This is a genomic window from Kordiimonas lacus (genome assembly GCF_001550055.1).
In the GTDB taxonomy this organism is placed as follows: Bacteria; Pseudomonadota; Alphaproteobacteria; order Sphingomonadales; family Kordiimonadaceae; genus Kordiimonas; species Kordiimonas lacus.
Genome location: NZ_LRUA01000006.1, coordinates 370,690 through 389,824 on the forward strand (window position 1 = coordinate 370,690; position 19,135 = coordinate 389,824).

Sequence of the window (19,135 nt, forward strand, 5' to 3'; positions counted from 1 at the left end):
GTCAGCGCATGACTGATAAGGCATTAAAGTCACTGGGCGAGCACATCGCTACCAGTCTGGAAAACGAGGTCATTTCCACCAGTGTCGCTTTTGGCGAGCTGACTGTGGTAGCCCGCGCGGAGCATGTTCAGAAAGTGCTCACTTTCCTGCGCGATGACCAGGAATGTATGTTCAAACAACTGATCGACCTGTGCGGTGCCGACTATCCTGAGCGCACCCGCCGGTTCGATGTTGTGTATCACCTGCTCAGTGTGCAGCTGAACCAGCGCATCCGCGTGAAAGTGGAAACCGATGCCGACACGCCTGTGCCGTCGGCAATTGACGTATTCCCGGCCGCCGGTTGGTTCGAGCGCGAAGCGTGGGATATGTACGGCATCTTCTTTGCCGATCACCCGGACCTTCGCCGCATGCTGACGGATTATGGCTTCCAGGGCCATCCGCTCCGTAAGGACTTCCCGCTGACCGGCTTCGTCGAGTGCCGCTATTCCGAGGAAGAAAAACGGATTGTGTACGAGCCTGTGAAGCTGAAACAGGAATTCCGCAACTTCGATTTCATGAGCCCATGGGAAAGCGCCAAGTATGTGCTGCCGGGTGACGAGAAAGCCGACGATGCCGCTGAGAGTAAAGAGGGGGCGAAATAATGGCTGAGGTTGATATCAAGAACTATTGCCTGAACTTCGGCCCACAGCACCCTGCCGCGCACGGCGTGCTGCGGATGGTGATGGAGCTGGACGGTGAGATCGTTGAGCGGGTGGACCCGCACATTGGGCTGCTGCACCGTGGTACTGAGAAGCTGATTGAGCACAAGCAGTATCTGCAGGCAATGCCGTACTTTGACCGCCTTGACTATGTGGCGCCGATGAACCAGGAGCATGCCTTCTGTATGGCGGTTGAGAAGCTTGCCAGCATCGAAGTGCCTGAGCGCGGCCAATATATCCGTGTTCTGTTCTCCGAGATCGGCCGTGTCCTCAATCACATTCTGAACCTGACGACCCACGGTATGGACGTCGGCGCGTTGACCCCGATCCTTTGGGGCTTTGAAGAGCGCGAAATCTTGATGGAATTCTATGAGGCGGTTTGTGGCGCGCGTTTGCACGCAGCCTACTTCCGTCCCGGTGGTGTGCACCAGGATCTGCCAGCAGGCCTTGCCGAGCGCATCATGAAATGGACCGAAACATTCCCCAACACCCTTGCGGATATGGAAGCGCTCCTGATTGATAACCGTATCTTCAAGCAACGGAATGTGGACATCGGCGTGTTCGACGCAGATGAAGCGCTGGCATGGGGCTTTACCGGCCCGATGCTTCGCTCTACCGGCGTTGCCTGGGACCTGCGTAAATCGCAACCCTATGAAGTATATGACAAAATGAAATTCCAGGTCGCTATCGGTAACGCGGGTGACTGCTATGATCGCTTCATGCTCCGAATCGCTGAGATTCGCGAGTCGCTGAAGATCATTCGCCAGTGCCTGAACGATATGCCGGCTGGTCCGGTTATGTCGACCGACCCGAAGATTTCGCCCCCACGTCGCGCCGAGATGAAGCGGTCGATGGAAGCGCTGATCAACCACTTCAAGCTTTATACCGAAGGCTTCAAAGTGCCTGAAGGCGAAGTTTACGCCGCGGTTGAAGCGCCGAAGGGTGAATTTGGTGTGTATCTGGTGTCTGACGGCTCCAACCGTCCGTACCGCTGCAAAATCCGGGCACCCGGGTTCGCACACCTTCAAGGCATGGATTACCTTCTGAAAGGTCACATGCTTGCTGATGCTCCGGCAGTACTTGGGGCTATGGACATTGTATTTGGTGAGGTTGACCGATGAGTACGGCACCAGAAAAATTTGTGTGGACCTCGGAAAACGAGAAAACCGCGCAAGCGCACATCGCAAAATACCCGGAAGGGCGCCAGCAAAGTGCTGTGATGCCGCTTCTTGATCTGGCCCAGCGCCAGAATGGTGGCCATGTGACGCAGGAAATCATGGAATATATCGCTGACTATCTGGACATGCCGGCAATCCGGGTTCAGGAAGTGGCGACTTTCTATACCATGTATAACCACAAGCCGATCGGTAAGCACCATGTGCAGGTGTGTGGCACGACGCCATGCTGGCTGCGTGGCAGCGACGATATCATGAAGGCTTGCAAGTCCAAGCTGGGTATCGAAAAGGGTGAAACCACCAAGGACGGCATGTTCACGCTGAGTGAAGTTGAATGTGCTGGTGCCTGTGTGAACGCGCCTGTCGTTGCAATTGATGACGATTATTTCGAAGACCTGACGCCAGAGGCCATGACCGAGCTTCTTGAAAAGCTTGGGAAGGGTGAGGCCGTTAAAGCAGGCCCGCAGATCGACCGTCAGAACAGCGCCCCGGCCGGTGGCCCAACCACGCTTAAGGGCGACAAAGGGGAGGATGCATAATGCTTGCTGATAAGGATCGCATCTTCACAAACCTCTATGGTTTTGAGAGCCCTGGCATCGACGCCGCCATGAAACGCGGCGACTGGGACGGCACCAAAGACATTATAGCCAAGGGCAAAGACTGGATCATCGGCGAGATGAAAGAGTCCGGCCTTCGCGGCCGTGGTGGTGCGGGCTTCCCGACGGGCCTCAAGTGGTCCTTCATGCCGAAGGAAACCGATGGTCGTCCGTCTTATCTCGTAATCAACGCGGACGAGGGCGAGCCAGGTACCTGTAAAGACCGTGACCTGATGCGCCACGATCCACACAAGCTGATCGAAGGCTGCCTGATCGCGGGCTTCGCCATGAATGCAGTGGCGGCTTACATCTATATCCGCGGTGAGTTCTTCCGCGAAGCCGAAGCACTTGAGCGCGCGATCAAGGAAGCCTACGACAAGGGCTTCATTGGCAAAAACGCCTGCGGTTCCGGCTATGATTTCGACGTCTATGTGCACCGCGGTGCGGGCGCCTATATCTGCGGTGAGGAAACCGCGCTGATCGAAAGCCTTGAAGGCAAGAAGGGCCAGCCACGGCTGAAGCCTCCGTTCCCTGCGAACGTGGGTGTGTGGGGCTGCCCAACCACGGTTAACAACGTGGAATCGATTGCGGTTGCGCCAACCATCCTGCGCCGTGGCGGCGCCTGGTTCGCGGGCCTTGGCCGTCCGAACAATACGGGCACGAAGGTTTTCTCCATCTCCGGTCACGTGAACAATCCGTGCAACGTGGAAGAAGAGATGGGCATTCCGCTCAAGGAACTCATTGAGAAGCACGCCGGCGGCGTACGCGGCGGGTGGGATAACCTGCTGGCCGTAATCCCGGGTGGGTCCTCAGTGCCGGTTCTGCCGAAAGAAATTTGTGACACCGTGCTGATGGATTTTGACAGCCTGCGTGAAGTGCAGTCGGGCCTTGGGACCGCTGCGGTGATCGTGATGGACAAATCCACGGACATCGTGAAGGCGATTGCGCGCCTGAGCGAGTTCTACAAGCACGAAAGCTGCGGCCAGTGTACGCCGTGCCGTGAAGGTACGGGCTGGATGTGGCGTGTGATGGAGCGCCTGGTTGAAGGTAAGGCTGACAAGTCCGAGATCGACACGCTCCTTGATGTCACGAAACAGATTGAAGGCCACACCATCTGCGCGCTTGGCGACGCGGCGGCTTGGCCGATCCAGGGTTTGATGCGCCACTTCCGTCATGAAGTGGAAGCGCGTATCGATGCATATCATGCCAAAGCGGCTGAATAGAGCGCATGGCAAGGAGAGTTAGATGCCCACGCTAACCATTGATGGAAAAGAAGTAACGGTAGAGCCGGGAACAACGGTTCTGCAGGCGTGTGAGGAAATCGGCGTTGAAGTGCCGCGTTTCTGCTATCACGAGCGTCTGTCGATCGCTGGCAACTGCCGTATGTGCCTTGTTGATATGGAAAAGGCACCGAAACCGATCGCAAGCTGTGCGATGCCTGCGGGCGACGGCATGGTGATCCACACCAACACCGAGCGTGTGAAGAAAGCACGCGAAGGGGTGATGGAATTCCTGCTGATCAACCACCCGCTGGATTGCCCGATCTGTGACCAAGGCGGCGAATGCGACCTGCAGGACCAGGCTGTGGCGTTCGGTGGCGGCAAGAGCCGCTACGACGAGAACAAGCGCGCCGTTGAAGACAAATACATGGGTCCGCTGATCTCCACCACCATGACGCGCTGCATTCACTGCATGCGCTGCGTGCGCTTCTCCAGTGAAGTGGCGGGTGTGGAAGACATGGGTGCCCTGTGGCGCGGTGAGCATACGGAAATCACCACCTACCTGGAAAAAACGCTCGACAGCGAAATGTCCGGTAACGTGATTGACCTGTGCCCGGTTGGCGCGCTGACCAGCAAGCCATACGCCTTCACAGCGCGGAGCTGGGAACTGAAGCACACCGAAAGCATCGATGTGATGGACGCCCTGGGCTCCAACATCAATGTTGACACACGCGGCTCTGCCGTAATGCGCATTCTGCCGCGTCTGAATGAAGACGTGAATGAAGAGTGGATCTCTGACAAAACCCGCTTTGTTTATGACGGCCTGAAGAAGCGCCGCCTGGACCGCCCATACGTTCGCAAGAACAAGAAGCTTGAAGAAGCGACCTGGGGCGAAGCGTTTGAGGCGATCAAGAAGAAGCTCAAAGGCGTTAAAGGCGATCAGATCGGCGCTATCGCTGGTGACCTTGCTGATATGGAAGCCATGCTGGCGCTGAAGGATCTGATGGGCACGCTGGGCTCCAGCCGTGTGGAAGGCCGCCAGGACGGTGCAGCGCTCGATGCAAGTGTTCGCGCGGGCTACCTGATGAACTCTGGCATCGCCGGTGTAGAAGAAGCTGACTATCTGCTGCTGGTAGGCTGTGACCCACGTGCGGAAGCGCCTGTGCTTAACAGCCGTATCCGCAAGGCTGTGCGCCACATGGGCCTCAAGGTTGGCCGCATCGGCGCTGAAGCTGACCTGACATACAAGGTTGAAGACTTTGGTGACGACGCGAAGCTGCTGAAGTCAGTGCCTACTGGCCGTCATGCCGCCGCCAAGGCGCTGAAGGCCGCCGAAAAGCCGATGATCATCGTTGGTCAGGCTGCGCTGGCCCGTGAAGACGGTGCTGCAATCCTGAAGGCTGCCCGCGACGCCGCAGACAAATACTGCGTCAAAGATGGCTGGAATGGCTTCAACGTATTGCACACGGCGGCAAGCCGGGTTGGTGCGATGGACCTGGGGCTCACCACAGAGGGCGGTGTGAACGCCATCCTTGATGATGCGGCTGCTGGCGACCTCAAGGCCGTGTTCCTGCTGGGTGCGGACGAGATCGACACATCCAAGCTGAAGAAGGCCTTCACGGTTTATATCGGTACGCACGGCGACGAAGGCGTGAAAAACGCTGATGTGATCCTGCCGGCTGCAGCCTATACCGAGAAGTCTGGCACCTACATCAATACCGAAGGCCGCGTGCAGCGCACGGAAAAGGCAGTATTCGCACCGGGCGATGCCCGCGAAGACTGGACCATCCTGCGGGCGCTCTCGGACGTTGTTGGCGAAACACTGCCATACAATACGCTGGCTGCGCTGCGCACCCGTCTGGCGGAAGTGGCACCAGCCACGGCAACGCTTGATGAAGTGCCAACAGAAGCCTGGGGCGACTTTGGAACCAAAGGCGATATCGCTGAAGGGGCCATCAAGCCAATCATCGATAATTTCTACATGACCAACCCGATCGCCCGCGCCAGCCAGATTATGGCTGACTGCGCCCAGGCCCGGGAAGGTGTAGCTGAGGAGGCGACAGGAACCCATGGTTGAGGCGCTTTACACACTGTTCGGCGGTGAGGGTCCTTTCTTCTATTTCCTTGCGATCCTCGCTTCCATCTTCGCGATTGTGCTGCCGCTTCTGATTTCGGTGGCATTCGCGGTATATTTCGACCGGAAAATCTGGGCGGCGGTTCAGATGCGTCGCGGCCCGAACGTGGTTGGCCCGTTTGGCCTGCTGCAGTCGTTCGCTGACGGCCTCAAGCTTTTCCTGAAGGAAACCGTAATCCCGGCGGGTGCGAACAAGGTGATCTTCCTGATCGCCCCGATGATCACCTTCACGCTGGCGCTGATCAGCTGGGCTGTTGTGCCCTTTGGTGAAGGCGTCGCGATTGCGGACCTGAATGTGGGCATCCTGTACCTGCTGGCGATCTCCTCGCTTGGCGTATACGGCATTATCATGTCCGGTTGGGCATCGAACAGCCGATACGCGTTCCTGGGCGCGCTGCGGTCTGCAGCACAGATGGTATCCTACGAGGTCTCCATTGGCTTCGTCCTGGTATGTATCCTGGTGTCTGTGGGTTCCTTGAACCTGACGGATATTGTGGTGGCACAAAAGGGCGGCGCACACATGTGGAACATGTGGGTCTTCGCACCTGTGTTTGTAATCTTCTTCATCTCCGCGCTGGCGGAAACAAACCGCCCACCGTTCGACCTTCCGGAAGCGGAAGCGGAACTGGTGGCGGGGTATCAGGTGGAATATAGCTCGATGGCATTCGCGCTCTTCTTCCTGGGCGAATATGCCAACATCCTCTTGATGTCTGCTGTGATGGCGATCCTCTTTATGGGGGGCTGGTACGCACCGGTTCCGGCGCTGGACTTCATCCCCGGTATTGTTTGGCTGACCCTCAAGATTGCCCTGATGTTCTGGATGTTCGCGATGGTGAAGGCATTCGTGCCGCGGTACCGCTACGACCAACTGATGCGCCTTGGCTGGAAAGTGTTCCTGCCGCTGTCGCTCGCGTTCGTCGTCATTTACTCGGGCCTCGCCGTTTACGGCGTTATCGGCAATATCGGATAGGAAAGGCTTGAAACATGAGTACATTTAAGCAAGCCGCCAAGACGTGGATCCTTTGGGAATTCCTCTGCGCTTTTTGGCTGTCGGTGAAATATTTCTTCCGACCTAAGGTGACAATTAACTATCCATACGAAAAAGGCCCGCTGAGCCCACGCTTCCGTGGCGAACACGCACTGCGCCGCTACCCCAACGGGGAAGAACGCTGCATTGCCTGTAAGCTTTGTGAAGCCATTTGTCCGGCGCAAGCCATCACGATTGAGGCTGAGCCACGCGAAGATGGCTCCCGCCGCACGACACGCTATGACATTGACATGACCAAATGCATTTACTGCGGGTTCTGTCAGGAAGCGTGCCCGGTGGACGCGATTGTTGAAGGCCCGAACTTCGAGTTCGCGACCGAGACACGCGAAGAACTCATGTATGACAAGAACAAGCTGCTCGCCAATGGTGAGCGCTGGGAGCGCGAAATTGCGGCGAACATCGCCGCCGACGCGCAATATCGCTAAACGAAGGGCAGGGGACGATAATCATGGACTTTAGCTCAATGCTTCCAGTCGCTGCGTTCTGGCTGTTCGCTTCGATTACCATTCTATCAGGCCTTCTGGTGATTTTGGCCAAGAACCCGGTACATTCGGTGCTGTGGCTTATCCTGGCCTTCTTCAGTGCTGCTGGTCTCTTCGTCCTGATGGGCGCGGAATTCTTGGCGATGCTGCTGGTCATTGTATATGTGGGCGCGGTTGCCGTGCTGTTCCTCTTTGTCGTGATGATGCTCGATATCAACTTTGTCGAGCTTCGCCAGGGCATCATGCAGAACGCGCCGATTGGCGTTGTTGTTGGCCTTGTGCTGCTGGCCGAACTGGGGACGCTGGGCGCTGCCTGGCACTTCGGTGACGATGTGGCCAAGAATGCGGCGGCACCAACGCCCGTTGTCGAGCAGGTGGAAAACACAGCTGCACTCGGGAACATTATTTACACCGACTATATTTTCATCTTCCAGATGTCTGGCCTCATTCTTCTTGTGGCGATGATCGGCGCGATTGTGCTGACACACCGCACCCGTCCTGGCGTACGCCGCCAGGATGTATCGAAGCAGAATGCGCGCCGTCCGGAAGACGCATATGAACTCGTAGATGTAGAAGTTGGTAAGGGCGTCGCCCTGCCAACGAAGAAAGGCTAGGGGGCGATAGTCCATGACTATTGGGTTAGGACATTATCTGACGGTCGCCGCGATCCTCTTCGTATTTGGGGTCCTCGGTATCTTCCTCAACCGGAAGAACGTCATCATCATTCTTATGTCGGTCGAGCTGATGCTTCTGGCCGTCAACATCAACCTTGTGGCCTTCTCTACCTACCTGCAGGACATGGTGGGCCAAGTGTTTGCCATGTTCGTGCTGACGGTGGCTGCTGCTGAGGCGGCGATTGGTCTGGCGATCCTCGTGGTTTATTTCCGCGGCCGCGGTTCCATCGCGGTTGAAGACATCAACCAGATGAAGGGGTAGGACAATGGAAACAGCTGCTAAGTTTATTGTATTCCTGCCGCTTGTCGGTTTCCTGATCGCAGGCATGTTCGGCCGCACCATCGGTGACCGGGTCAGCCAGGTACTGACATCGTCGCTGGTGACCATCGGTGCGATCCTGTCGTGGCTGGTGTTTGTTGATGTGGCACTTGCGGGCAACAAGTTCGTTGTGACGCTTCTGGACTGGGTTAAGTCCGGTGACCTTGAGTTCGCCTGGGCCCTGCAGGTTGACACGCTGACCGCCGTGATGCTGGTTGTTGTCAATACGGTGTCTGCGCTGGTGCACTGGTATTCCATGGGCTACATGGAAGAAGACCCTGACAAGCCGCGCTTCTTTGCGTATCTGTCGCTCTTTACCTTTGCGATGCTGATGCTGGTGACAAGCGATAACTTGGTGCAGATGTTCTTCGGTTGGGAAGGCGTGGGCCTGGCGTCCTATCTGCTGATCGGCTTCTGGTTCAAGAAACCAAGCGCGAACGCAGCCGCCATCAAGGCTTTCGTTGTGAACCGTGTGGGTGACTTTGGCTTTGCGCTGGGCATCTACGCTGTGTTCCTGTTGACCGGTTCGGTGCAGTTCGACGTGATTTTCAGCACCATTGGTAACTATGAGACGGCGACACTGAGCTTCCTCGGTCATGAATATCACGCCATTACGGTTGTCTGCCTGCTGCTGTTTGTCGGTGCCATGGGTAAATCCGCCCAGCTTGGCTTGCACACATGGCTGCCGGACGCGATGGAAGGCCCGACGCCTGTGTCGGCGCTCATTCACGCGGCAACCATGGTAACGGCGGGTGTGTTCCTGGTGGCGCGCTTCAGCCCGGTATTCGAATATTCCGCCTACGCCCTCGAAGTTGTTGCGATCGTTGGTGCGACCACTGCCTTCTTTGCGGCAAGCGTCGGCCTAGTGCAGAATGATATCAAGCGCGTGATCGCTTACTCAACCTGTTCGCAGCTGGGTTACATGTTCTTCGCCCTTGGCGTTGGCGCATACGGCGGCGCAATCTTCCACCTGTTCACGCACGCCTTCTTCAAGGCGCTGTTGTTCCTGGGTGCGGGTTCCGTGATCCACGCCCTGCACCACGAGCAGGACATGCGCAAGATGGGTGGTCTGTTCAAGAAGATTCCGATCACCGCCACTGTCATGACAATCGGCACGCTGGCGATCACCGGCTTCCCATTGCTGTCGGGCTATTATTCCAAGGACCTGATCATCCAGGCTGCCTTTGCGTCAGACAGTTCAGTTGCCCAGTATGCCTTCGTTATGGGTGTCGCTGCAGCGCTGATGACCAGCTTCTACAGCTGGCGTCTGGTGTGGATGACCTTCTTTGGTGAAACCCGCGCTAAGCAGAAATATTTCGATGCGGCACACGAGGGCCCGATCACGATCATGGGGCCATTGCTGATCCTTGCGACAGGTGCAGTCTTTGCCGGCGCTGTGTTCAGCAGCTACTTCGTTGGCGATGACCGTGTCGCTTTCTGGAATGGCGCACTGGTTACCCAGATGGGTGATGTGATGGACGCGGCACAGAGCGTGCCGATGGGCGTGACGCTGGCACCATTCGTTGTGATGGTTCTGGGCTTCTTCATCTCCATGATGTTCTATGCCCCCCGCATTGCGATGCCAAAGTTTGCGGCGGCAGGCCTTGCGGTTCTGACGCTGGCGCTCTTTATCGCCGCCAAGTTCACGGACCTGCATCACATAGGCTTCATGAAATACGTTGGCTATTTCGCGGGCTTTGCCTTCGCTATCTTCTACTACGCATACCTGTATGCGGCCGGGAAGGTGACGAATGACCTGCCACAGCGTACCGCCACCATGTGGAACGGCCTTTATGCGTTCCTCCTGAGCAAATGGTACTGGGATGAGCTCTATGACTTCCTGTTCGTGCGCCCGGCCTTCTGGCTTGGCCGCGTATTCTGGAAGCGCGGTGACGAGCAAACCATCGACGGGTTCGGCCCGAATGGTGTGTCGTCCACGGTGGCCCTGGTGGCTGCCAAGGCTCGCAAGCTTCAGACTGGTTACGTCTATCACTATGCCTTTGCCATGATCATTGGCCTGGCTGTCGTGGTGACATGGTTTATGGCCCAAAGTGGCGCACACTAAGGGCAGGGGATAAGTAAAATGGAATTTTTCTCGAATAACCTGCTCAGCCTGATGATGATCATCCCGCTTTTGGGATCGGCTCTTATCCTGATCATTCGTCATCAGGATAAAGAGATCGAAAAACGGAACATCCGTCAGGTTGCGCTGCTGGCGACAATCTCCACCTTTATCCTCAGCATTTTCCTGTGGGTTGGTTTTGATAACTCCAGCGCGGACTTCCAGTTTGAAGAACGCTACAGCTGGGTTGGGGACATTAGCTACTATGTCGGCGTGGACGGTATTTCCATGCTGCTGGTGGTGCTGACGGCCTTCCTGATGCCAATCGTGATCCTGTCGAGCTGGGAATCGATCGAGACGCGCGTGAAGGAATATATGATCGCGCTGCTGCTGCTTGAGACGCTGATGATCGGCGTGTTTACAGCGCTCGATATTTTCCTCTTCTATGTCTTCTTCGAAGGCGGCCTGATCCCGATGTATCTGCTGATTGGTGTCTGGGGTGGCTTGAACCGGATTTATGCCGCGTTCAAATTCTTCCTCTATACGCTTCTGGGTTCCGTGCTGATGCTGGTGGCTGTGTTCTACATGTATGTGGAAACCGGCACGACCGACATCCCGATGCTGATGAACCATGAGTTCGCGGCCGACGTTCAGAACTGGCTATGGCTGGCCTTCTTTGCCTCCTTCGCGGTGAAGATGCCAATGTGGCCGGTGCACACATGGTTGCCTGACGCGCACGTGCAGGCACCAACAGGTGGTTCCGTGATCCTGGCGGGTGTACTCTTGAAGATGGGTGGCTACGGCTTCCTGCGGTTCAGCCTGCCGATGTTCCCGGACGCGACTGAGCATTTCGCCTGGCTTGTCTTTGCGCTGTCGATCATTGCGATTGTCTATACATCGCTGGTCGCGCTGGTGCAGGAAGACATCAAGAAGCTGATCGCTTATTCGTCTGTCGCCCACATGGGCTTTGTGACAATCGGTATCTTCATCCTGAATACCAACGGTATTGAAGGTGCGATCTTCACCATGCTGAGCCACGGTATTGTCTCTGGCGCACTGTTCCTGTGCGTTGGCGTGATCTATGACCGCCTGCATACGCGGGAAATCAGCCGCTACGGTGGCCTGTCCGTCAACATGAAGATCTATGCGACCACGTTTGTGATCTTCTCGATGGCGTCTGTTGGCCTGCCTGGTACTTCCGGCTTCATCGGCGAGTTCCTGGTGCTGAATGGTGCTTACGCTTACAACAGCTGGGTTGCCTTCGGTGCTGCCACGGGTGTGGTTCTGGGCGCGGCCTACATGCTGTATCTGGTGCGCCGTCTGGTGTTTGGTGAACTGGACAAAGACGATGTGAAGGCGATGCCAGACCTGACCCTGCGTGAGAAGCTGATTTTCCTGCCGCTGTTAATTGTGGTCTTCTGGATGGGTATTTACCCGAACAGCTTCCTTGAGCCGATCCACGCTTCCGTGGAGAACCTCATCCAAACTGATTTTTCATCTGCAGCCGAGCATGCGGAAGGTGTAACCACCTCTGCTGCTGCAGCACGTTAAGGAGTACAAACCGATGACCGGTGACATTCCATCCCTCGTTCCCGTGATGCCGGAAATTATGCTGGCAATTGGCGCGATGGTGCTGCTGATGCTTGGTGTGTTTCAGGGCGACAAAAGCTATGGCCAGGTCTCGAACCTTTCCATCCTGCTTCTGGTAGCCGCCGCAACCGTGCTGGTGACAAAAGTTGGTGGTGAGCGCCAACTGACGTTTGGCGGCATGTTCGTGACAGATAGCTTCGCTGTGTTCACCAAGATCCTGGTGCTGACGGGCTCCGTGATTGCAATCCTGATGTCCGGCAACTTCATGAAGCAGCACAAGATCGCCAAGTTCGAATATCCGATCCTGATCCTTATGGCCACGCTTGGCATGATGGTGATGATTTCTTCGAACAACATGATGACGCTTTATGTGGGTCTCGAGCTTCAAAGCCTGTCGCTTTATGTGCTTGCAGCCATGAACCGTGACCGAACGCGTTCAACGGAAGCGGGCCTGAAGTATTTTGTTCTGGGCGCGCTGTCGTCCGGCATGCTGCTTTACGGCGTATCGCTGGTGTATGGCTTCGCAGGCACCGTGGACTTCGACCTGCTTGCGTCCTCACTGAAGGGGCAGGAAAGCACGTCCATGGGCGTCGTTGTCGGCATGGTGTTCCTGATGGCAGGCCTTGCCTTCAAGATCTCCGCCGTGCCGTTCCACATGTGGACGCCGGATGTATATGAAGGCTCGCCAACACCTGTGACGGCATTCTTTGCCGCGGCACCCAAAGTTGCTGCGCTCGCATTGCTCGTTCGCGTGTTGTTTGGCGCTTTCCCTGGTATGATACAGGAATGGCAACAGGTCATCGTCTTTATCTCCGTCGCCTCCATGCTGGTGGGTGCCTTCATTGCGCTGGTACAGACCAACATCAAGCGCCTGATGGCATATTCAAGCATCGGCCATGTTGGGTATGCACTTGTGGGCCTTGCGGCTGGCACGCAGGCGGGTATTGAAGCACTGCTGATCTACCTTGCCATCTACCTGACCATGACGCTGGGTACCTTTGGTGCCATCCTGTGCATGCGCCGGTCGAACGGCATGGTGGAAGACATTTCCGACCTGTCGGGCCTGAGCCAGAGCAACCTGCCACTGGCCATAGGCATTGCCATCTTCATGTTCTCGCTGGCGGGTATTCCGCTTCTCGCGGGTTTCTGGGGCAAATGGTATGTGTTCCTGGCAGCTGTTGAAGCTGGTCTGGTACCGCTTGCCATCGTTGGCGTGCTGACAAGTGTTGTGGGCGCTTTCTATTATATCCGTATCATCAAAGTGATGTTCTTCGATGACCCTGCACCTGCCTTTGAAGGCGGTCAGGGCAATGGCATCAGCTTCGTGATCGGCGTGAGCGCCCTGATCAACTCGCCAGTCAGCTACTTCATATTGATTGCGCCACTTGTGAGTGCAGCGGGCTGGGCCGCCCAGTCCCTGCTGTTCTAGTGACGGGCAGCGACCATCAAAATTGGGGGGCCTCGATGCCGAATGGTGTCGGGGCCTTCTTCTTTGAGGTCTGTGACAGCACCAACGCCCGTGCGGCGACACTGGCTATTGCCGGCGAGCCAGGACCTTTGTGGGTTGTGGCTGGCGAACAAAGCGCGGGCAGGGGGCGCCGCGGCCGCAGCTGGACATCCAAGACAGGTAACCTCTATGCGTCGTTGATGTTCCGCCCGCATATCAGGCCGCAGGATTTGGCAGCCTTGCCCTTCATTGTGGCGTTGGCGGTGCGGGACACCTTCATCGCGTTTGGCGCGCCTGAAAGCCAGGTCCAATGCAAATGGCCCAACGACATCCTGATCGGGGAACGTAAAGCCAGTGGTGTATTGATTGAAAGCAGTGCCAAGCACGGTGGCCTGTTGGATTATGTCATCATTGGTATCGGTATGAACCTGGTGCATTTTCCGGACGATGCAGCATTCGGCGCGACGTCGCTTCTGCACGTCACAGGGCAGGAGGTATCAGTCAAGGATGCCGCCACAGTGCTCGCGGAGAAGTTATATGCCCGGATCGATGCCTGGAAGGTTGATGATTTCAGCTCCGTTGCCGAAGAATGGACGCGGTATTCCTGGGGTTTGGGCCAGCAGCGTGTACTCAGGACCCACGATGAAACCTTCACAGCAACGCTTTTGGGCCTATCTGATGATGGCGCCCTGATTGCCAGACTGGACGACGGCCTTGAAAAGCGCCTATATGCAGGGGACGTTTTCCCGGTCGAACGGGCGGATTAAAGGATTAGGCTTTATGCTTTTGACCATTGACGCAGGCAATACCAACACGGTGTTCGCGCTGATTGAAGATAGCGACATTGTGGAACAATGGCGCATCTCAACCGGTGACCAACGCACGGTTGACGAATATATGGTTTGGATTTCCAACCTGATGGCGCTTTCAGGTCGGTCGCCAGACGCTGTTTCCGGGGCAATCATCGCCAGCGTAGTGCCGCAGGTGGTGTGGCCGCTGACGCAGCTGTGCAAGAAATACTTCGGCTGTGAGCCTTTGGTGGTGGGTGAGGAGAATGTCGACCTGGGTGTGGACATTCAGGTGACCAACCCGCGCGAAGTGGGCGCTGATCGCTTGGTGAATGCTGTCGCGGGCCATGCGCTCTATGGTGGGCCATTGATCGTGGTGGATTTCGGCACGGCGACCACCTTTGATATTGTGGGCAAAGACGGGGCCTACCTGGGCGGCGTGATTTGCCCTGGTATCAACCTCAGCCTGCGGGCGCTGCATCTGGCCGCGGCCAAGCTGCCGCGCATTGCCGTGGAAGCCCCCAAAGAAGGCAAGCCCGTTACCGGCAAGACCACACAGGAAGCGATGCAATCTGGCGTTTTCTGGGGCTATGTCAGCATGATTGAAGGCCTGGTAGCCCGCCTCAAGGCCGAACACGGCGGCAATATGAAAGTACTGGCCACCGGCGGTTTGGCGCCTGTGTTTGCCAACCGGACGACCGCGATTGATGAAGTCGCGGGTGAGATGACGCTCCAGGGCCTGCGGCTGATTTATGACCGCAACAAGCCGGGCGCGCGCTGATATGGCATATATGCGCAAAAGCGACGAACGGCTCTTGTTCCTGCCACTGGGCGGCTCCGGCGAAATCGGCATGAACCTCAATTTGTATGGCCATAAGGGCAAATGGTTGATGGTGGATTGCGGCATGAGCTTTGCCGACAATTTCCTGCCCGGTGTAGACCTGATTTTCCCGGACCCTGAGTTTATCGAGGACGAACAGGATGATCTGGTCGGTCTGGTGCTGACACACGGGCACGAAGATCATATCGGCGCCGTGCCGTTCCTGTGGGAGCGCTTTCAGTGCCCGGTGTACGCCACGCCGTTTACGGCGGAGCTGGTGAAGGGGAAGCTGTCTGAAGCAGGACTTCTGGACAAGGTGCCGCTTTATGTGGTTGACGGCATTGATCCCATCAGTCTTGATCCGTTTGAGGTCCAGTATGTGCCGCTCGCGCATTCCATCGCGGAAGGGCATGGGCTGTCGATCAAGACGTCTGTGGGTACGATCTTCCACACAGGTGACTGGAAGCTGGATGACCGGCCCCTGATTGGCCCGGCGTGTCCAAGCCCGGTGTTGTCCGCCATGGGCGAAGAGGGCGTGCTGGCGCTTGTGGGCGACAGTACCAATGTCTTCAACCCGACAGAATCGGGCTCTGAGGCCGCTGTGCGCGAAAGCCTGAAGGAAATCGTTGCAGGCCTGAAAAACCGGGTGGTGATCACCACTTTTGCGTCAAACGTGGCGCGCCTTGAAACCATTGGAGAAGTGGCCAAGGCGACAGGCCGGCGGCTTGTGCTGCTCGGCCGGTCGATGGAGCGCGTGGTCAAAGCTGCCAAGGAAACCGGCTATCTGAAGGATTTCCCACCGCTTGTGGACGAGGAAGATGCCGATTACCTGCCCAAGGACGAAGTGCTGATCGCCTGCACAGGGTGTCAGGGTGAACCGCGCGCGGCCATCGCCCGCATCGCCCGCGACGACCATAAGCACTTGCAGCTCAGCCCCGAAGACAATGTGATTTTCTCGTCCAAGATCATTCCGGGCAACGAATTGGTTCTTGGCCAGCTGTTCAACCAGCTTGCGATCAAGAATGTGAATGTGATTACGGAAAAGGATGAATTCATCCATGTGTCCGGTCACCCGGGTCGCGCGGAACTGGCCAAAATGTATGAGTGGACCAAACCGCATACCGCCATTCCAGTGCATGGTGAAGCCCGCCACCTGCAGCGCCACGCCAAGCTTGCGCGCGAACTGGGGGTCAAACATACCATCGTGCCCAAGAACGGCGATGTGATTGAGATCAGCAAGAAGGGCCTCAAGCTGGTGGATCAGGCGCCCTTTGGCCGCCTTGTGCTGGACGGTACCGAAGTGGTGTCCTTCGAGGACGCTGCCATCGCAGACCGCAGGCGTGCATCCCATAACGGCTTTGTTTCCGTCAGCCTCGTGTTCGATGACGATGGCGCACTGGCCGCTGAGCCGCTTATGGCGCCCCTTGGGCTTCCGCGCGCGGATGACGACAGCTTTTATGACGGCATGGTGGATGCGATTGAAACCGCTGTGGAGCGGATGAAACGCCGGGACCGTGAAAGCGATGTGTTCGTGGAAGAAGCAGTGCGGATTGGCGTTCGCCGCTTCTGCCGCCGTGAAATCGGTAAAAACCCCGGCGTGGCTGTGCTGATCACCCGTCGGGACGAATTAGAATTCAGTTAGGGAGAGAAGGATGATTGGTCGTTTGAACCATGTGGCGATTGTTGTGCCAGACCTTGAAGCCGCTGCGAGGACCTACCGGGATACGCTCGGTGCGACGGTGTCCGGGGCTGTTGACCTGCCAGACCACGGCGTGACCACCGTTTTCGTTGAGCTGCCGAACACCAAGATCGAGCTGCTGCATCCTCTGGGCGAGGACTCTCCCATTGCCAAGTTCCTTGAAAAGAACGCCTCCGGCGGCATGCACCATGTTTGCTATGAGGTTGAGGATATCCTCGCCGCGCGCGACAAGCTGGTGGCAGAGGGCGCGCGTATCCTGGGCGACGGCGAGCCCAAGACCGGTGCCCACGGCAAGCCCGTATTGTTCCTGCACCCCAAGGACTTCTGCGGCACACTTGTGGAAATCGAGGAGGTCTAGTCCATGAATATCGCGACGATCCTGCTGGTCTATGTGGTCGCATGGTGGATGGTGTTCTTTGCCGTACTGCCCTGGGGTATCCGCTCCCAGCATGAGACGGAAGAGGGGGTGACAGAGGGCACCGAACCAGGCGCACCGGCAAACCCGAACCTGAAGAAGAAAATCATCGTGACGTCACTGATCGCGCTGGTGCTGACCGTGGGCTATTATTTTGTCGCCACGTCAGGCTGGATTTCCTTCCGGTACAAGGGCTAGTGACGCCACGTCACCACGTCTGAAAGTAAAAAAGCAAGGCCGCTAAGCCTTGCTTTTCTTTAATATATGAACGAGCGATTTTTTTAGAGCCCGTTTCTAATATATATGAGCACAAAGTCCTCCCTGAGCGTGGGCCACATAATGCGTGATCCGTTCAGCTCTGCGCCTGAGAGACGCTATGGAAACATTTGATGCTTGTCATCAATTGAAAGCGTGTGTTGCCACCATATATTGTGTTTCTTTCCGCATTCTGTTGCACGGCTGCAACATTTTGAGCGACTTCCCGCTGATGTTGCCGGAAATTTAGCATTGAGGGGCATACCTGCACACAAAATTTGAAAGAAACCGTTGCTATTCGACTGCCTGAGCGGCAAAAGAAGCAAAGACTTAAGGCGCGGAAAGAAGCGCCCTCTCCATGATTCAAACAAGAGATACAAGCCATCATGCGTTCAAGCCGTTATTTTTTGCCAACTTTGAAAGAAACCCCTGCAGATGCGCAGATTGCCTCGCACCGCCTGATGCTGCGTGCCGGCATGATCCGCCAGGGCGCAGCCGGAATCTACAGTTGGTTGCCGATGGGGCTTAAGGTACTGCGCAAGATCGAACAGATTGTTCGGGAAGAACAGGATGCGGCGGGCGCACAGGAAGTGCTGATGCCAACCATTCAGGCAGCAGACCTGTGGGTGGAAAGCGGCCGGTATGACGATTATGGCGACGAGATGCTGCGCATTGAAGATCGTCACGGCCGCAAGATGCTGTATGGCCCGACAAACGAGGAAATGATCACGGATATTTTCCGCAAGGAAATTAAATCCTACCGCGATCTGCCCAAGAATCTCTATCACATTCAGTGGAAATTCCGCGATGAGCGCCGCCCGCGCTTCGGCGTGATGCGTGGACGCGAATTCCTGATGAAGGATGCCTACAGCTTCGATTTGACCGCTGAAGACGGCCAGAAGTCCTACAACGCCATGTTTGTGGCTTACCTGCGCACGTTCGCGCGCCTGGGCCTCAAGGCGATTCCGATGCGGGCTGACACTGGCCCCATTGGCGGCGACCTGAGCCACGAGTTTATCGTGCTGGCGGAAACAGGCGAGAGCGAAGTCTTCTTCGACAAGGCGTTCGACGGGCTCGACCCCATGGTTGAAGCCGCCGCGGGTGCAGACCTTCAGCCGATCGTGGATGAGTGGACCAGTCATTATGCTGCAACAGATGAAATCCACGACGCAGATAACTGCCCGGTTGACGCGGGCAACCTGATTACCGGTCGCGGTATTGAGGTTGGGCACATCTTCTTCTTCGGCGAAAAATACTCCAAACCGATGAACGCAACCGTTCAGGGGCCAGATGGCGATACCGTACCAGTGCAGATGGGCTCATACGGTGTTGGCGTGTCCCGCCTTGTTGGTGCCATCATTGAAGCGTGTCATGACGAGAACGGCATCGTGTGGCCGGAGGCTGTGGCGCCGTTCAAGGTTGGCCTGATGAACCTGCGCGCCAAGGACGAAGAGTGCACGGCAGCCTGCGACAAGCTTTATCAGCAACTGACCGCTGCGGGCATCGAGGTGCTGTATGACGATACCGACACCGGGGCGGGCGCCAAATTCGCCAACATGGACCTGATCGGCCTGCCGTATCAGCTGGCTGTCGGCCCGCGCGGGCTCAAGAACGGTGTTGTTGAGGTCAAGGACCGCAAAAGCGGCGAGAAGCTTGAGTTGACGCCGGAAGAGGCCATTGCCAAACTGACGGCTTAATCGGCCCAAAGAAGGG

The 19,135-nt window shown here is 56.8% G+C and carries 18 protein-coding genes; all 18 read left to right on the top strand.

What is annotated here, in order from left to right; all coding sequences use genetic code 11:
• Positions 1 to 8 precede the first annotated feature (8 nt).
• Positions 9 to 641 carry an NADH-quinone oxidoreductase subunit C gene (locus KORLAC_RS09915; RefSeq protein WP_068305998.1) on the top strand — a complete coding sequence of 211 codons (633 nt, stop codon included), beginning with the start codon at positions 9 to 11 and terminating at the stop codon, positions 639 to 641.
• Positions 641 to 1,819: an NADH-quinone oxidoreductase subunit D gene (locus KORLAC_RS09920; RefSeq protein WP_068306001.1), complete on the top strand. Its 1,179-nt coding sequence runs from the start codon at positions 641 to 643 to the stop codon at positions 1,817 to 1,819. Before KORLAC_RS09915 ends, KORLAC_RS09920 begins: the two co-directional genes overlap by 1 nt.
• The gene (gene nuoE / locus KORLAC_RS09925) at positions 1,816 to 2,412 is read left to right on the top strand and encodes an NADH-quinone oxidoreductase subunit NuoE (protein ID WP_068306004.1); all 597 of its coding nucleotides are present in this window, start codon (positions 1,816 to 1,818) and stop codon (positions 2,410 to 2,412) included. The genes KORLAC_RS09920 and nuoE overlap by 4 nt, the downstream gene beginning before the upstream one ends.
• Positions 2,412 to 3,692: an NADH-quinone oxidoreductase subunit NuoF gene (gene nuoF / locus KORLAC_RS09930; protein ID WP_068306007.1), complete on the top strand. Its 1,281-nt coding sequence runs from the start codon at positions 2,412 to 2,414 to the stop codon at positions 3,690 to 3,692. The genes nuoE and nuoF overlap by 1 nt, the downstream gene beginning before the upstream one ends.
• 22 nt (positions 3,693 to 3,714) lie before the next feature.
• Positions 3,715 to 5,766, top strand: a complete 2,052-nt coding sequence (gene nuoG / locus KORLAC_RS09935) for an NADH-quinone oxidoreductase subunit NuoG (protein WP_068306013.1) — start codon at positions 3,715 to 3,717, stop codon at positions 5,764 to 5,766.
• Positions 5,759 to 6,793, top strand: coding sequence for an NADH-quinone oxidoreductase subunit NuoH (nuoH, locus tag KORLAC_RS09940; protein WP_068306017.1), 1,035 nt, complete (start codon positions 5,759 to 5,761; stop codon positions 6,791 to 6,793). The genes nuoG and nuoH overlap by 8 nt, the downstream gene beginning before the upstream one ends.
• 14 nt (positions 6,794 to 6,807) lie before the next feature.
• The gene (nuoI, locus tag KORLAC_RS09945) at positions 6,808 to 7,296 is read left to right on the top strand and encodes an NADH-quinone oxidoreductase subunit NuoI (RefSeq protein WP_068306021.1); all 489 of its coding nucleotides are present in this window, start codon (positions 6,808 to 6,810) and stop codon (positions 7,294 to 7,296) included.
• A 23-nt stretch (positions 7,297 to 7,319) separates the two neighbouring features.
• Positions 7,320 to 7,967 carry an NADH-quinone oxidoreductase subunit J gene (locus tag KORLAC_RS09950; protein WP_206594915.1) on the top strand — a complete coding sequence of 216 codons (648 nt, stop codon included), beginning with the start codon at positions 7,320 to 7,322 and terminating at the stop codon, positions 7,965 to 7,967.
• Between the two features lie 13 nt (positions 7,968 to 7,980).
• Positions 7,981 to 8,289: an NADH-quinone oxidoreductase subunit NuoK gene (gene nuoK, locus KORLAC_RS09955; protein WP_068306024.1), complete on the top strand. Its 309-nt coding sequence runs from the start codon at positions 7,981 to 7,983 to the stop codon at positions 8,287 to 8,289.
• Positions 8,290 to 8,293: 4 nt separating this feature from the next.
• Complete coding sequence (nuoL, locus tag KORLAC_RS09960) at positions 8,294 to 10,411, top strand: NADH-quinone oxidoreductase subunit L (protein ID WP_068306026.1); 2,118 nt, start codon at positions 8,294 to 8,296, stop codon at positions 10,409 to 10,411.
• Between the two features lie 18 nt (positions 10,412 to 10,429).
• Positions 10,430 to 11,959, top strand: a complete 1,530-nt coding sequence (locus tag KORLAC_RS09965; RefSeq protein ID WP_068306029.1) for an NADH-quinone oxidoreductase subunit M — start codon at positions 10,430 to 10,432, stop codon at positions 11,957 to 11,959.
• A gap of 13 nt (positions 11,960 to 11,972) precedes the next feature.
• Positions 11,973 to 13,427 carry an NADH-quinone oxidoreductase subunit NuoN gene (gene nuoN, locus KORLAC_RS09970; protein WP_068306034.1) on the top strand — a complete coding sequence of 485 codons (1,455 nt, stop codon included), beginning with the start codon at positions 11,973 to 11,975 and terminating at the stop codon, positions 13,425 to 13,427.
• 35 nt (positions 13,428 to 13,462) lie between these two features.
• Complete coding sequence (locus KORLAC_RS09975; RefSeq protein WP_068306038.1) at positions 13,463 to 14,212, top strand: biotin--[acetyl-CoA-carboxylase] ligase; 750 nt, start codon at positions 13,463 to 13,465, stop codon at positions 14,210 to 14,212.
• Between the two features lie 13 nt (positions 14,213 to 14,225).
• Positions 14,226 to 15,014: a type III pantothenate kinase gene (locus tag KORLAC_RS09980; RefSeq protein ID WP_068306041.1), complete on the top strand. Its 789-nt coding sequence runs from the start codon at positions 14,226 to 14,228 to the stop codon at positions 15,012 to 15,014.
• Positions 14,986 to 16,695: a ribonuclease J gene (locus KORLAC_RS09985; protein WP_241493400.1), complete on the top strand. Its 1,710-nt coding sequence runs from the start codon at positions 14,986 to 14,988 to the stop codon at positions 16,693 to 16,695. The genes KORLAC_RS09980 and KORLAC_RS09985 overlap by 29 nt, the downstream gene beginning before the upstream one ends.
• A 10-nt stretch (positions 16,696 to 16,705) precedes the next feature.
• Complete coding sequence (gene mce, locus KORLAC_RS09990) at positions 16,706 to 17,110, top strand: methylmalonyl-CoA epimerase (RefSeq protein ID WP_068306046.1); 405 nt, start codon at positions 16,706 to 16,708, stop codon at positions 17,108 to 17,110.
• 3 nt (positions 17,111 to 17,113) lie between these two features.
• Positions 17,114 to 17,365 carry a DUF1467 family protein gene (locus KORLAC_RS09995; protein ID WP_068306049.1) on the top strand — a complete coding sequence of 84 codons (252 nt, stop codon included), beginning with the start codon at positions 17,114 to 17,116 and terminating at the stop codon, positions 17,363 to 17,365.
• A gap of 443 nt (positions 17,366 to 17,808) precedes the next feature.
• Positions 17,809 to 19,119: a proline--tRNA ligase gene (proS, locus tag KORLAC_RS10000; RefSeq protein WP_068306052.1), complete on the top strand. Its 1,311-nt coding sequence runs from the start codon at positions 17,809 to 17,811 to the stop codon at positions 19,117 to 19,119.
• The last annotated feature ends 16 nt before the right edge of the window (positions 19,120 to 19,135 follow it).